Source organism: Arthrobacter sp. MYb214 (assembly GCF_002979865.1).
GTDB lineage: Bacteria > Actinomycetota > Actinomycetes > Actinomycetales > Micrococcaceae > Glutamicibacter.
The window spans coordinates 101,207-114,341 of the sequence record NZ_PCPZ01000007.1; the positions used below are offsets into that span (position 1 = coordinate 101,207).

General features: G+C 62.2%; 11 protein-coding genes and 1 tRNA gene. 8 read left to right on the forward strand and 4 right to left on the reverse strand.

From position 1 onward, the window contains the following. The first annotated feature begins 386 nt into the window (after positions 1 to 386). The 3 genes from CQ012_RS15615 (at position 387) to CQ012_RS15625 (ending at position 3,183) form a co-directional block, all read left to right on the forward strand. Positions 387 to 1,382, forward strand: coding sequence for an ABC transporter substrate-binding protein (locus CQ012_RS15615; RefSeq protein ID WP_105658395.1), 996 nt, complete (start codon positions 387 to 389; stop codon positions 1,380 to 1,382). A gap of 99 nt (positions 1,383 to 1,481) precedes the next feature. Next, complete coding sequence (locus tag CQ012_RS15620) at positions 1,482 to 2,399, forward strand: ABC transporter permease (RefSeq protein WP_105658396.1); 918 nt, start codon at positions 1,482 to 1,484, stop codon at positions 2,397 to 2,399. Then, on the forward strand, positions 2,392 to 3,183 hold the full coding sequence (locus CQ012_RS15625; RefSeq protein ID WP_105662577.1) for an ABC transporter ATP-binding protein: 792 nt from the start codon (positions 2,392 to 2,394) through the stop codon (positions 3,181 to 3,183). Before CQ012_RS15620 ends, CQ012_RS15625 begins: the two co-directional genes overlap by 8 nt. 262 nt (positions 3,184 to 3,445) lie before the next feature. Here the strand turns inward: CQ012_RS15625 and CQ012_RS17935 are convergent, their stop codons facing one another. The 4 genes from CQ012_RS17935 to CQ012_RS15635 form a co-directional block, all read right to left on the reverse strand. Continuing rightward, positions 3,446 to 3,571: a hypothetical protein gene (locus CQ012_RS17935; protein ID WP_286134695.1), complete on the reverse strand. Its 126-nt coding sequence runs from the start codon at positions 3,569 to 3,571 to the stop codon at positions 3,446 to 3,448. 826 nt (positions 3,572 to 4,397) lie between these two features. Next, the gene (locus CQ012_RS17510; RefSeq protein ID WP_133834473.1) at positions 4,398 to 4,880 is read right to left on the reverse strand and encodes a hypothetical protein; all 483 of its coding nucleotides are present in this window, start codon (positions 4,878 to 4,880) and stop codon (positions 4,398 to 4,400) included. 276 nt (positions 4,881 to 5,156) lie between these two features. After that, on the reverse strand, positions 5,157 to 5,993 hold the full coding sequence (locus CQ012_RS15630; protein WP_105662578.1) for an SDR family NAD(P)-dependent oxidoreductase: 837 nt from the start codon (positions 5,991 to 5,993) through the stop codon (positions 5,157 to 5,159). Positions 5,994 to 6,176: 183 nt separating this feature from the next. After that, a tRNA-Arg gene (locus CQ012_RS15635) sits at positions 6,177 to 6,252 on the reverse strand. A 166-nt stretch (positions 6,253 to 6,418) separates the two neighbouring features. Here CQ012_RS15635 and argS point away from each other — a divergent pair. The 5 genes from argS to thrB all read left to right on the forward strand — a co-directional run bounded on the left by argS (position 6,419) and on the right by thrB (position 12,942). Beyond that, complete coding sequence (argS, locus tag CQ012_RS15640) at positions 6,419 to 8,062, forward strand: arginine--tRNA ligase (RefSeq protein ID WP_105662579.1); 1,644 nt, start codon at positions 6,419 to 6,421, stop codon at positions 8,060 to 8,062. 6 nt (positions 8,063 to 8,068) lie between these two features. After that, positions 8,069 to 9,490 carry a diaminopimelate decarboxylase gene (gene lysA, locus CQ012_RS15645; protein ID WP_105662580.1) on the forward strand — a complete coding sequence of 474 codons (1,422 nt, stop codon included), beginning with the start codon at positions 8,069 to 8,071 and terminating at the stop codon, positions 9,488 to 9,490. Beyond that, positions 9,491 to 10,777: a homoserine dehydrogenase gene (locus tag CQ012_RS15650; RefSeq protein WP_105662581.1), complete on the forward strand. Its 1,287-nt coding sequence runs from the start codon at positions 9,491 to 9,493 to the stop codon at positions 10,775 to 10,777. Between the two features lies 1 nt (position 10,778). Next, positions 10,779 to 11,879 carry a threonine synthase gene (gene thrC / locus CQ012_RS15655; RefSeq protein ID WP_105658402.1) on the forward strand — a complete coding sequence of 367 codons (1,101 nt, stop codon included), beginning with the start codon at positions 10,779 to 10,781 and terminating at the stop codon, positions 11,877 to 11,879. A gap of 130 nt (positions 11,880 to 12,009) precedes the next feature. Next, the gene (gene thrB / locus CQ012_RS15660; RefSeq protein ID WP_105662582.1) at positions 12,010 to 12,942 is read left to right on the forward strand and encodes a homoserine kinase; all 933 of its coding nucleotides are present in this window, start codon (positions 12,010 to 12,012) and stop codon (positions 12,940 to 12,942) included. Positions 12,943 to 13,135 lie beyond the last annotated feature (193 nt).

Here is a 13,135-nt window from a genome sequence, read left to right on the forward strand (position 1 = left end):
TCTATTCGCGCCACGCATTTTCGTGGTGGCCGCCGGGCCGAAGCCCGATTCGGGGCAGGAAATGTGCTCCCGGACGCATTGCTCCATGAGTCAAATTTTCAGATTGTCCAAGCAATTGTCGACAAGTTCGGGCCGGTAAATACAAAACTTCCAGATTCTGCTTCCCGGCGGAGCATTTGTGTCCACAAGAATCCGTATCAAGATGCAAACGTCTAGGAATCGACCTTGATTGTAGGCAAGGTGAGGTCGTTCACATGTAAGATCGGGGTAATCATCGATGTGATGCCTGGACGGTTCCCGCATGCTGCGCACCAGTTGCGCTTCATAACCAGGCTTCCGCGCTATCGGTGGGAATCACTCGCAAGGGAACTTTGAAAGGAACTTCAATGAAGAGCTTCACCGCCATGAAATTCGCTGCCATCGCAGCAGCTGGCGCACTGGCCCTGACCGCCTGCGGCGGCAGTGGCGAGCAGGGCACCGCGGAGGGCGGCGACGAGGCCGTCAAGATCGGCATCTCCCAGTTCGTCTCGCACCCTTCGCTGGACGCAGTGGTCACCGGCTTCAAGGCAGGCATGGAAGAAGCCGGCTACACCGGCGAGAAGATCAGCTACGACGAGAACAACGCCGAAACCGATCAGGCTACCAACACCTCGATTGCCGGCAAGCTCGCCGCTGATTCGGATATCGACCTGGTGCTGGCAATTGCTACCCCATCGGCCCAGGCTGCGGCGCAGGCGATTACCAAGGTTCCGGTGCTCTTCTCCGCTGTGACCGACCCGGTTGATGCCAAGCTGGTCGCCTCCAATGAAGCTCCGGGCGCGAATGTCACCGGCACGTCGGACATGAACCCGGTCGACGAGCAGCTGCAGTTGCTCAAGGACCTGGTGCCCGATGCCAAGAAGGTCGGCATTGTCTACTCCTCGGGTGAAGCCAACTCCGCAGTCCAGGTGAAGATGGCCAAGGAAGCAGCCAAGGGCCTGGGCTTGACCATTGAAGAAGCCGCTGTCTCGGCGTCCAGCGAAGTCCAGCAGGCCGCCAGCTCGCTGGATGTCGACGCGTACTACGTTCCGACTGACAACGCTGTCGTTTCTGCCCTGGAAGGCCTGCTGCAGGTTGCCGAGAAGAACGGCGTGCCGGTCATTTCGGCTGACGGCGAGTCCGTCAAGCGCGGTGCTACCGCAACCTACGGCATCAACTACGAGAAGCTGGGCGCGCAGACCGCTGCCATGGCCGTGAAGCTGCTCAAGGGCGAGGCCGAGCCGGCAACCCTGCCGGTGGAGACCATCTCCGAGGTCGATCTCTACCTGAATGAAGATGCCGCCAAGAAGGCAGGCATCGAATTCACCGACGAGATGAAGTCCGAAGCCGTAGAGGTCTACTAAGCCCCGGCAACAACTTACCGACGCAAGGCGAGGCGCATAACCTGGTGCCTCGCCTTTCGTCGTGATTACCTGCAAAACTTACAACTCAAGGATCCACACATGATCACAGCGGTTGAACTCGGCCTGATTTACGCCATCATGGCGCTCGGGGTGTACCTGACCTTTCGTATCCTGGACTTTCCCGACCTGACTGTCGACGGCAGCTTCACCACCGGTGCCGCCGTCGCCTCGGTGGGCATCGTGAACGGGATGAATCCCTGGCTGGCCACCGTGCTGGCCTTCTTCGCCGGCATGGTTGCCGGTGTCATTACCGGCCTGCTGCATACCAAGGGCAAGATCGACGGCCTGCTCGCCGGCATCCTGACCATGATCGCGCTGTACTCGATCAACCTGCGCATCATGGGCAAGGCCAACACCCCCTTGCTGGGGGAGGAGACCCTGATCAGCCCGATGCGCGTCTCGGGCCTGCTCGGCTCATGGGCGTCGGTGGCCATCCTCTTTGCCGTCTGCCTGGTCTTCGTGGCAGCGATCGTCTGGTTCCTGCACACCGAGCTGGGCATGGCCATGCGGGCCACCGGCGACAACCAGGAAATGATCCGTTCCTTCGGCGTGAGCACCGACAACCAGAAGATCCTGGGCCTGGCGCTGTCCAACGGCCTGGTGGCGCTGTCCGGTGCGGTCATCGCCCAGTACCAGGGCTTCGCCGATATCGGCATGGGCATCGGCCTGATCCTGATCGGCCTGGCCTCGGTCATCGTCGGCCAGGCGATCTTCACCCAGCGCTACATCTGGCTGGCCGCCATCGCGGTGGTCTTCGGCGCAGTGATCTACCGCCTGGTGATCCAGATGGCCCTGTCGGCAGGCCTGGAGGTCAACGACATGAAGCTGATCTCCGCGGTCCTCGTCGTCGTCGCCCTGCTGCTGCCGAAGTGGAAGGGCTTCCAGAAGATCATCAAGAACTTCAAGCGCACCCCAGCAGCAGTTGAAACCAAGGAAGAGGTTCGCACCAATGCTTGAAATCAAGAACCTGTCGCGCACGTTCTTCCCGGGAACTGTCAACGAGCGCAAGGCGCTGCGCAACATCAACCTGAACCTGTCGGACGGTGAATTCGTCACCGTCATCGGCTCCAACGGCGCCGGCAAGTCCACCGTGCTGAATATGGTTGCAGGCAAGCTGCAGCCCGATGCCGGTTCGGTGTCCATCGCGGGGAAGAACGTCACCAGGATGGCCGACTACACCCGCGCCAAGTACATCGGCCGGGTATTCCAGGACCCGATGGCCGGCACTGCGCCGACCATGTCCATCGAGGAGAACATGGCTCTGGCCTACGCCCGCGGCCGTTTCCGCGGCCTGGGCCTGGGCGTAGGCACCAAGCGGCGCGAGCTGTTCGTCGAGGAGCTCAAGAGCTTGGAACTCGGTTTGGAAGGCCGCTTGAAGACCAAGGTGGGCCTGCTCTCGGGCGGCCAGCGCCAGGCGCTGAGCTTGCTGATGGCCACATTCTCCAAGCCCAAGATCCTGCTGCTCGATGAGCACACCGCGGCCCTGGATCCGCAGCGTGCCGCGCTGGTCTCGCGCCTGACCAAGGAAATTGTCGAACGCCACCAGTTGACCACGTTGATGGTGACGCACAATATGGAACAGGCCTTGCAGCTGGGCACCCGGCTGATCATGATGCACGATGGGCAGATCATCCTGGACCTGGACCAGGAAGAGAAGTCCAAGATGACCGTCAAGGGCCTGCTGGAGGAATTCAGCAAGATCAAGGGCGCACAGCTCGATGACAAGACCATGCTGCAGTAGCAGCTGGCCAGTATCCGTGCAGGCTCCGCACCCGATGGGTGCGGGGCCTGTCGGGTTTAAGGCAGCGGTTTGCGCAGGCGGTGCTCGACGCGTCCCGAGCTCCGGTCGATGACTTGCTGTCCTGTCCATTGGTACCCGCAACGGCGATAGAGCCCCCTCGGCACGTGCATTGCCGGCGATCAGCAGACTGGAGATGGCTGGGGCAGTGACCAGCAGGATGGATCAGTTCTACACCTGTCGGCCTGCCTGCGCTGTCAAGATCCTAGTTCACGAGGTACGGCATGGTGGAAGACTCGATTTCTGCCGTTTCAACTGCTAGCTCATGAGAGAGCGCGACATGCGCGGCCGCAGCTCTGGCATCGTAGGTGGCATTAATGGGTTTACTCATGCAGCTGATCTTCGATACTCAATATGAATTTGAGAAATATTCATGCAGTTAAAGATGCATTGCTATAAACCTGCCTAGGATTAACACCTTCTGCGAAACGAATGGTGGACTATTGAGAACCCGTAGCGCGTACATAGCTGCAGCGACAGGAGTCGTCGGTCTGGCTCTCATCACTGGATTGCTGTCGGGTTGCTCTTTGACTGGGAAATACTCCGATGAAACCTGCGATGGCCGCAAACCCGTCAGCTCGTTAGAGCAGGCGGGCACGGAATTGGTAGTTGCTGCGTATGCTGGCGATCGCACTGGAGTTTGCCGGGTTACTTCGCCATTTCCAGGAGGAAACCTGGATGACGAGATGGTCAGCCAGACTCGGCAGATTCTAGAGAACCACGGCATTACACCTGAAAATGTGTCGGTCGTGGTTGGAGAGCAGTTTGGAAGCGCAGTATCGGTTCACCTGACTGACGGTAACCAGTATGCTCGGCACTCACTGTGGGTCGGTGGCCGTAGTATCCGTGAGGAAGGATTCACTATAGGGCTACCGGAGGAACTGTATCCTGCTGCGCCCGAGCATCCGGCATCCCAGTCATCCACGGTTGATCCCTAAGCTTTGCAATTCTAGTGATTCAGGATTCTTGGCATCCGGGTATCTCGTAAGCGCGATACAAAGCGAAATTTCCCCGGCTATTGCTCTAAGTGGAGCTTTGGTTCCCTCTCGGCAATGCCGGTTAGGCTTTCGCCGAATCATTAGCGCGGACAATCAGCTGCCGCGCGATGTCTTTAGGCTTTTCGCCTAGTGTCCAAATGAAACATCGGAAACGCCTGTTTATTCTTCATTCGTGGCATAAACAGTGACCCAGACTCCCACCGGCTCTTTGAATTCGAGCTGTACCTCATTGGTGTTGATTTGATGTGCCGGGGTAGAAAGGCTCGTATATATTTCTGAATTCGAATCGCAACCACTCGCACCGGTTTTCGATCCACCTAGCAGGATAATCTCCCAAGGGGACGTTGCATCACATGAAATTATGAAGCCAACTGAATCAAATCCTCCGGGAAGATCCCCGAGGCGCAGAGTGGTCGAGCCCACGGAATGAGTTTCATTGAGAATCTGGAAGGAGTCTTCGCTCTGGGCGAGGAATTCGGCATGCTTCTTTAGGGGATCTGGCGATTCCGAGGTGCTGGCCGACGTATCTGACGAAGGAATCTCTCCAAGCGCTGTCTCAGGGGAAGTCGAAGGGCTGCATGAAGACAGTGCCAAAGCAATCACAGAAGCAAGTGAAATGATTCCAAAGAGGCGTTTCGTCATTTGTCAAGATTATCTTTTAGCGGGATAAAATCAAGAGTTCATGAGAGTACTTCGATTTCCCGCGTTTTCGCTCGGGTAGTTTGCCGAGGAACTCTTGAATGGCAGCGATGCGAATTCAGTGTCGAGTGGATGGAGTATCGCTCTTTCCATCAAGCGGTGGGCAGTTAGCGGCCGCGGGCAATTTGATGCGGGTATCGCCATCTCGGATTGGTGACGAGCCCGGTCCATGCCGGCAGTAGTTCCCGAATAGGCCGGTCGGGTCGACTCCGAGATCCCCTATGTGCAGTTCTGGATTTGAAGCAAGGTCGCCGAGCGGTCCCAGAGTTGCTTCGCTAGTACCTCATCATGGATCAGCGGGTTGACCTTCGATGCGATCTTTCCCGACTCGTAGTAGGCGCCCGGTTCGAATTGCACGCCAGGCTTCGCCTCCGCAAGCCAGACGAGCTGGTCGGCACCCTTGGTCGAGTCGACCGTGAAGAAGCGCCTAAGCGGACCGTGGTAAAGGAACTTCAATAACCCCTTGGAGTCCGAGGCGAAACTGGTGCCAACGATTCCGGGGTGGAACGCCACGGCGTTAATCCCGGAACCGCCAAAGCGCCGCTGTAATTCCGAGGTGAACAGAATGTTCGCCAACTTTGCATTGCCGTAGGCGGCCCTCGGTGAGTAGCTGTTTTCGCCCTGTAGGTCCGCAATGTCGAACTTGGCCATGAGACGCGCAGCCATGCTGGCGGTCTGAATGACCGTGGCACCCGAATCGATTAGTCGTTGCAACAACAGATTCGTGAGTAGGAAGGGCGCTAGATGATTGACTTGGAAAGTCTTTTCGAATCCATCCACGGTCAGTTCGCGCTCTGCCTTGATCCCGCCGGCATTATTAGCCAGCACATCAATTCGGGGATACTTCTGGAGCAACTGCGTGGCCAGGCCGCGTACCTGTGCGAGCTGGCTGAAGTCTGCCACGAAATAGCTGGCGCCTAGCTCATGGGCGATGGCCTGGGTTTTGGTTTGCGAACGACCGACAACGACAATCTGGTGCCTCTGTCGTGAAAGTTCTCGGGCCGATGCGGCCCCGATCCCGTCGCTGGCTCCGGTAATGAGAATGGTTTTTTTCATGGTGCCCTTAAGCGCTTGTTGGTTTATCCGAGTTTAGGGCCTAGCCGAAGCTAAAGGTTGTGGCGACGGGGAAGCTGCCAGAAAATGCTGGCAGGAGAAGATTCGTGGCCTCGCGCGAGCTGCGGCGTGAGAAGAAGAGCGAAAAAAATAGCAGGCCCTGGTAACCAGGACCTGCAATTTAGGTGGTGCCCCTGAAAGGAATCGAACCTTCGGCCTTCTGCTCCGGAGGCAGACGCTCTATCCACTGAGCTACAGAGGCGTGTTGCTGGGCAACAGGAAAAATACTATCAGGTCGTCACTTGATCTGCGCAATTCCAGCACCCTGGCACCCATGTGTTGCAAAAGTCACCGGGTTGGGCCAGTCTCACAGGCGATGCAAGTCATGAATGCTGAAGAAGCACGGCAATTGCCGGTATTCTTGAACGGTGACTCCTGAAGAACTCTCCGCAGCAATATCCGCATGCCTCACCGAAGCCGTAGCCGCCGGCGAAATCTCCGTCGAGGTGCCAGAGACCGTACGCGTGGACCGCCCGAAAAGCCGTGAACACGGCGACTGGGCAACCAACATCGCGCTGCAGCTGGGCAAGAAGGCCGGCATGGCCCCGCGCGACTTCGCCCAGATCCTGGCCACCCGACTTGCTTCGGTCCCAGGAGTCGGCGCCGTGGACATCGCAGGTCCCGGCTTCCTGAACATCACCCTCGAAGCCGGCGCTGCCGGCGAGCTGGCCCGCACCATCGTCGAGGCGGGTTCCGCCTACGGCAGCAACGAGGCCCTGGCCGGCCACGTGGTCAACATGGAATTCGTTTCCGCGAACCCCACCGGCCCGCTGCACATCGGCCACACCCGCTGGGCCGCGCTGGGAGATGCCATCTCCCGTGTGCTGCGCGCTTCGGGCGCTTCGGTGACCAGCGAGTACTACATCAACGATGCCGGCAACCAGATGAACGTCTTCGCCCGTTCGGTGTACAACCGCATCCACGGCCTGCCAGTGCCAGAGGGCGGCTACCCGGGCGAATACATCAAGGAACTGGGCGACGCCGTCCTGGCCGAAGCCCCGCAGCTGCGCGAGCTGGACGAAGCAGAAGCCATTCCTGCCCTGCGCGACGCCGCCTACAAGGCGCAGCTCGAAGACATCAAGTCCACCCTGGCCGACTTCGGCGTCAGCTTCGACGTGTTCTTCTCCGAAACCACCTTGCATGAAGGCGGCGCGGTGGCTGACGCCGTGGCACGCCTGCGCGAACAGGGCCACATCTTCGATCTGGAGGGTGCGGTTTGGCTGCGCACCACCGACTTCGGCGATGACAAGGACCGCGTGCTGATCCGCGCCAACGGCGAGCCGACCTACTTCGCCGCCGATGCCGCCTACTACCTGTCCAAGAAGGACCGCGGCTTCGAAGAGAAGATCTACCTGCTGGGCGCCGACCACCACGGCTACGTCAACCGCCTGAAGGCGATCGCCGCCTGCGCGGGAGATGACAAGGACAAGAACATCGAGGTGCTGATCGGCCAGCTGATCTCCGTCAACGGAGCCAAGCTGTCCAAGCGCGCGGGCAACATCATCGAGCTGCGCGATTTGATCAACTGGATCGGCGCCGACGCGCTGCGCTACTCGCTGGCCCGTTTCCCGGCTGATTCGCCGATCGCGCTGGATCCAGAGCAGCTGAAGAAGAACACCAATGACAACCCGGTGTTCTACGTCCAGTACGCCCATGCCCGTTCGTGCGCCGCGGCCCGCAATGCCGCCGCCAAGGGCGTGACCCGTGACGGCTTCGATGCCGCGCTGCTGACCGACCCGACCGAAAACGAGCTGCTGGCCGTGCTCGGCCAGTTCCCGTCGGTGGTTGCCGGTGCCGCGGAATTCCGCGAACCGCACCGCATTGCCCGTTACCTGGAGCAGGTCGCTGGCGCCTACCACTCGTGGTACGCCGCAACCCGCATCACCCCGGTGGGCGAAGGCGAAGCGGTCGCGCCGGTGCACGGCACCCGGCTGTGGCTGAACGACGCCGCCACCACCGTTTTGGCAAATGGATTGGAACTGCTGGGCGTTTCCGCCCCAGAGAGGATGTAAGACCTTATGGCCGTATCGCCGCTAGCCCCGCAATGGCTGCAATTCCCGGAAAACATCAACGCACTTCGACAGATCGAGTGGGCTTCGGGGGTTTCCCGCGAGGCTGGCGGCGAACTGTCCATCCAGGGCCTTCCCGTCTCCCAGCTGGCCGCCGAGTTCGGCACCCCGCTGTTCGTGCTCGACGAGAACGACTTCCGCGCCCGCGCCCGGGGTTTCAAGACCGCCTTCGACGACGCGTTCAGGCAGCTGTGCGGGGGAGTCGACGTCTACTACGCCGGCAAGGCGTTCTTGTGCACCGAGGTGGCCCGCTGGGTGACCGACGAGGGCCTGCGCCTGGATACCTGCTCCGGGGGCGAACTGGCCGTGGCCAACGCCGCCAAGGTGCCCGCTGCCAACCTCTCGCTGCACGGGAACAACAAGTCGGCTGCTGAGATCACCCGCGCCATCGAAATGGGCGTCGGGCGCCTGGTCATCGACTCGCTGGACGAGCTGGACCGGGTGATTTCGATCGCCGACGCCATGGGCCAGAGCGCGCAGGTCATGCTGCGCATTACCCCCGGCGTGCACGCCTCCACCCATGAGGCCATTGCCACCGCGCACGAGGACCAGAAGTTCGGGCTGTCCATCCTGGACGATGCCTCCGGCACTTCTCCTGCGCTGCGTGCGGTCGCCCAGGCGATCGAGGCGCAGAACATCAACCTGCTGGGCCTGCACGCCCACATCGGTTCGCAGATCTTCGAGGCCGAAGGCTTCGCAATGGTCGCCCGCACCATGCTCGGCCTGCTGGCCAAGATCCGCTCGATCCATGGTGTTTCCCTGCCCGAGCTGGATCTGGGCGGCGGCTACGGCATTGCCTACACCTCCGAGGACCACCCCTCCACCCCGGCCAAGCTGGCCGGCCAGATGGCCGAAGTGGTCTCGGCGACCTGCGCCGAACTCGAGCTGGAATGCCCGCGCATTTCCATCGAGCCGGGCCGCGCCATCGCCGGCCCGAGCACCTTCACCCTCTACGAGGCCGGCGTGCGCAAGGACGTCCAGGTGGAAGACGGCTCAGGGGCGCTGCACCCGCGCCGCTACCTTTCGGTGGACGGCGGGATGAGCGACAACCCGCGCCCGGTGCTCTACGACGCGCAATATACCGCCGTGCTGGCTAGCCGTATGACGCAAAACGACGCAATTATTTCTCGTGTAGTTGGGAAACATTGCGAGTCAGGTGACATAGTCGTGAAGGACGTTTACCTGCCCGATGACGTGGCGGCCGGCGATTTGATCGCCGTTCCGGCCACCGGCGCCTACTGCTGGGCGCTGTCGAGCAACTACAACTACCTCACCCGCCCCGCGGTGGTAGCGGTACGCGATGGCCAAGCCCGTCTGATCGTGCGCAGGGAAACGGAAACAGACTTGTTGGCCCGTGACATGGGAGTTTAATTGAGCGGCGAAAAGAACCTGAAGGTAGCCCTGCTGGGTTGCGGCACGGTCGGAGCCCAGGTGGCCCGGATCCTGCTGGAAGATGCAAACGAACTGGCGGCCCGCTCGGGCGCCGGCCTGCAGCTGATCGGCATTGCCGTGCGCAACCCGGATGCCAAGCGCGATGCAGTGCTGCCCCAGGAGCTTTTCACCACCGACGCCCACGGGCTGATCGCCCAGGCCGATGTGGTCATCGAACTGCTCGGCGGCATGGAGCCGGCCGGCGAATACATCGCCGCCGCCCTTGCCAAGGGTGCCAGCGTCATCACCGGCAACAAGGCGCTGATTGCGCTCAAGGGCGCCGAACTGAACGCGATCGCTGCCGGCAACGGCGCCCAGCTGCGCTACGAGGCCGCGGTGGCCGGGGCCATCCCGATCCTGCGCCCGATTGCGGACTCGCTGGCCGGGGACCACATCACCAAGGTGATGGGCATCGTCAACGGCACCACCAACTTCATCCTCGACGCCATGGACACCACCGGTGCCGCGTTCGACGACGTGCTGGCCGAAGCCCAGGCGCTGGGCTATGCGGAAGCCGATCCAACCGCCGACGTGGGCGGGCACGATGCCGCCGCGAAGGCCGCGATCCTGGCTTCGCTGGCCTTCCACACCACCGTGTCCTCGGACCAGGTCTGGACCCAGGGCATCACCGAAGTCAGCGCCGCCGATGTCGCGGCCGCGGCCGCCGCCGGCTACGTGATCAAGCTGCTGGCCATCGCCGAGCAGGCCGAAGCCGGGATTTCGGTGCGCGTCTACCCGGCCCTGGTGCGCCGCAGCCACCCGCTGGCTACCGTGCATGGCGCGTTCAACGCCGTGTTCGTCGAAGCGCAGAACGCCGGCGACCTGATGTTCTACGGGGCTGGAGCCGGTGGCAACCCGACCGCGTCGGCGGTCATGGGCGACGTCGTTGCCGTGGCCCGCCAGATCGCTGCCGGAGCCCCGCTGCCCAACGGCTCGGTTAACCAGGCGCCACGGATGCTGGACTTCGAGGCCATCGACACCCGCTACTGGATTGGCCTGTCGGTCAAGGACCAGTCCGGCGTGCTGGCCGCCATCGCCACCGTCTTCGGCGAGCACGGGGTCTCCATCGAGTCGATGAGCCAGCAGGTGGACGCCGAAGCGGGCGCGCAGCTGCGCATCCTGACCCACCAGGGCACCGAAGCGGCCCTGGCCAGCACCGTCGAGGCGCTGACCGCGCTGGACGCGGTGCACTCTGTTCTATCCGTTATGCGAGTTGAAGGAAACTAACGTGGCTCACCAGTGGCGCGGAGTGATCCGCGAATATGCCGATCGCCTGCCAGTAGACGAAAACACCAAGGTCATCACCCTGGGCGAGGGCGGCACCCCGCTGGTCTACGCCCCGGCGCTGTCGGCGCAGACCGGCAACGAGGTGTACCTGAAGGTCGAGGGCATGAACCCGACCGGTTCCTTCAAGGACCGCGGCATGACCATGGCGATGACCGCCGCGGTGGCTGCCGGCGCCAAGGCCGTGGTGTGCGCCTCCACCGGCAACACCTCCGCTTCGGCCGCCGCCTACGCTACCCAGGCAGGGCTGAAGTGCGCGGTGCTGGTGCCCGATGGCAAGATCTCCATGGGCAAGATGTCCCAGGCGATCGCCCACGGTGCGGACATCATCCAGATCGACGGCAACTTCGATAACTGCCTGGAAGTGGCGCGCAAGCTCAGCGAGAACTACCCGGTGTTCCTGGTGAATTCGGTGAACCCGGCCCGCATCCAGGGCCAGAAGACCGGCGCCTTCGAGGTCGTCGACTTCCTGGGCGACGCCCCGGATTACCACCTGCTGCCGGTAGGCAACGCGGGGAACATCACCGCGTACTGGAAGGGCTACAAGGAGTATTCCTCCAAGTGGACCAACGAAGCCGGCAAGGAACTGCAGCCGGTGTCCACCAAGAACCCGGTCATGTGGGGCTTCCAGGCCGCCGGGGCCGCCCCGATCGTGGCCGGCCACCCGATCACCGAACCGGATACCATCGCCACCGCCATCCGCATCGGCAATCCGGCATCCTGGGAACAGGCCGAAGCCGCCCGCGACGAGTCCGGCGGGCAGATCGACTCGGTCACCGACGAGCAGATCCTCGAAGCCCATCGCTGGCTTTCAAGCCGCGAAGGCGTCTTCGTGGAGCCAGCTTCGGCAGCCGGCGTGGCCGGCCTGCTCAAGCACCACGCCGCCGGCACTGCGCCGACCGGCAAGAAGATCGTGATCACCGTGACCGGCCACGGCCTGAAGGACCCGGACTGGGCCCTGAAGCAGGCCGACGGCTCGGAAGTTGCGCCGAAGAAGGTGGCCTTCGACGTGGTCGAGGTCGCCGGCGCGCTGGGCCTGGCCTAGCAGCTTTTCGCCGGCCAGCCGCCGGCAGCACGACGGCCCGCCGCGTCATTGGCTCTCCCGGACCGGGGGAGCCAATCGCGGCGGGCCGTTGCGCACCTGATACCTATCGCACCGAATTCTTGAAGGAACCATGACGCAGCAGATCGCCCTGGGCCAGAAGTTGATCGTTTCTCCGCCGGCCACCTCAGCCAACCTCGGTCCTGGCTTCGATTCGCTGGGCCTGGCCCTGGAATACCGCGACCGCCTCGAAGTGCGCACCGCGCAGTCCAGCAGCGTCGAGATTTTCGGCGATGGGGCGCAGGAGTTGCCACGCGATGAGTCGCATCTGATCATCAAGGAAATGCACCGTTACTGGAAAGACGCCGGTTTTGAACCGGTAGGCGTCCAGCTGGTCGCGCATAACAACATCCCGCACGCGCGCGGCATGGGATCCTCGGCCGCGGCGATCGTCGCGGCCTACGCCGCCGCCGATGCGCTGCTTCCGGCCCCAGCCCGTGGCGGGACCGAGCGGATCTTCCAGGCGGCTGCAGCGTGGGAAGGGCACCCGGACAATGTGGCTCCGGCGGTCTTTGGCGGACTAAGCATCTCTGCCACCGATGCCGCCGGCAGCTTCAGCTCGGTGCAGGTGCCCCTGCACCCGGACCTGCGCGCAGTGCTGGCGATCCCGTCCAATGGCTTGTCCACCGAGGTCGCGCGCGGCGCGCTGCCTGCACAGGTCGACCACGCGGTAGCCGCGGCGAACAGCGCGAGCGCCGCGCTGCTGATCCATGCGCTGAGCAACGATCCGCGCCAGCTGCTGGGCGGCACCAAGGACTACCTGCACCAGGACTATCGCGCCGCGGCCATGCCCGAAAGCGCGGCGCTGATTGCCAAGCTGCGCGGTGCAGGACTGGCCGCAGTGGTGTCCGGCGCCGGACCGACCGTGTTGACCCTGGTGGCCAGCGATGAACAGGTCGCTGCCGTGCAAGCGGCCATCGATGAATTCTCTGCAGGATCTCCAGTGTCTTGGCGTGCTGAAGTTCCCAAGCTGGCTGCCAACGGTGTTACAGTAGAAGTGCTGTAACACCATGGCAGGCCGGATAGCTGGGCAGTAGCCCGGTCCGAATCCTTTGTGGCCAGTGTTGATGCGGATAAATTCGGTTCTCGAACCCCATTTCATCCGTCCAGCCGTCCCGGATCTTCCTGCAGTTCGCAGCAACTTTGATATCCCGCATTCAGGTACGTCTTCGTGCCTAGGAGATGTCAGTCTCTCTAAT

Excerpts from the sequence above, each read along its gene's own strand:
- CQ012_RS15630 (WP_105662578.1), bottom strand. The coding sequence starts at position 5,993 with ATGAAAAAAACCATTCTCATTACCGGAGCCAGCGACGGGATCGGGGCC.
- thrB (WP_105662582.1), top strand. The coding sequence starts at position 12,010 with ATGACGCAGCAGATCGCCCTGGGCCAGAAGTTGATCGTTTCTCCGCCG.
- CQ012_RS15625 (WP_105662577.1), top strand. The coding sequence starts at position 2,392 with ATGCTTGAAATCAAGAACCTGTCGCGCACGTTCTTCCCGGGAACTGTC.
- CQ012_RS17935 (WP_286134695.1), bottom strand. The coding sequence starts at position 3,571 with ATGAGTAAACCCATTAATGCCACCTACGATGCCAGAGCTGCGGCCGCG.
- CQ012_RS15620 (WP_105658396.1), top strand. The coding sequence starts at position 1,482 with ATGATCACAGCGGTTGAACTCGGCCTGATTTACGCCATCATGGCGCTC.
- CQ012_RS15615 (WP_105658395.1), top strand. The coding sequence starts at position 387 with ATGAAGAGCTTCACCGCCATGAAATTCGCTGCCATCGCAGCAGCTGGC.
- CQ012_RS17510 (WP_133834473.1), bottom strand. The coding sequence starts at position 4,880 with ATGACGAAACGCCTCTTTGGAATCATTTCACTTGCTTCTGTGATTGCT.
- lysA (WP_105662580.1), top strand. The coding sequence starts at position 8,069 with ATGGCCGTATCGCCGCTAGCCCCGCAATGGCTGCAATTCCCGGAAAAC.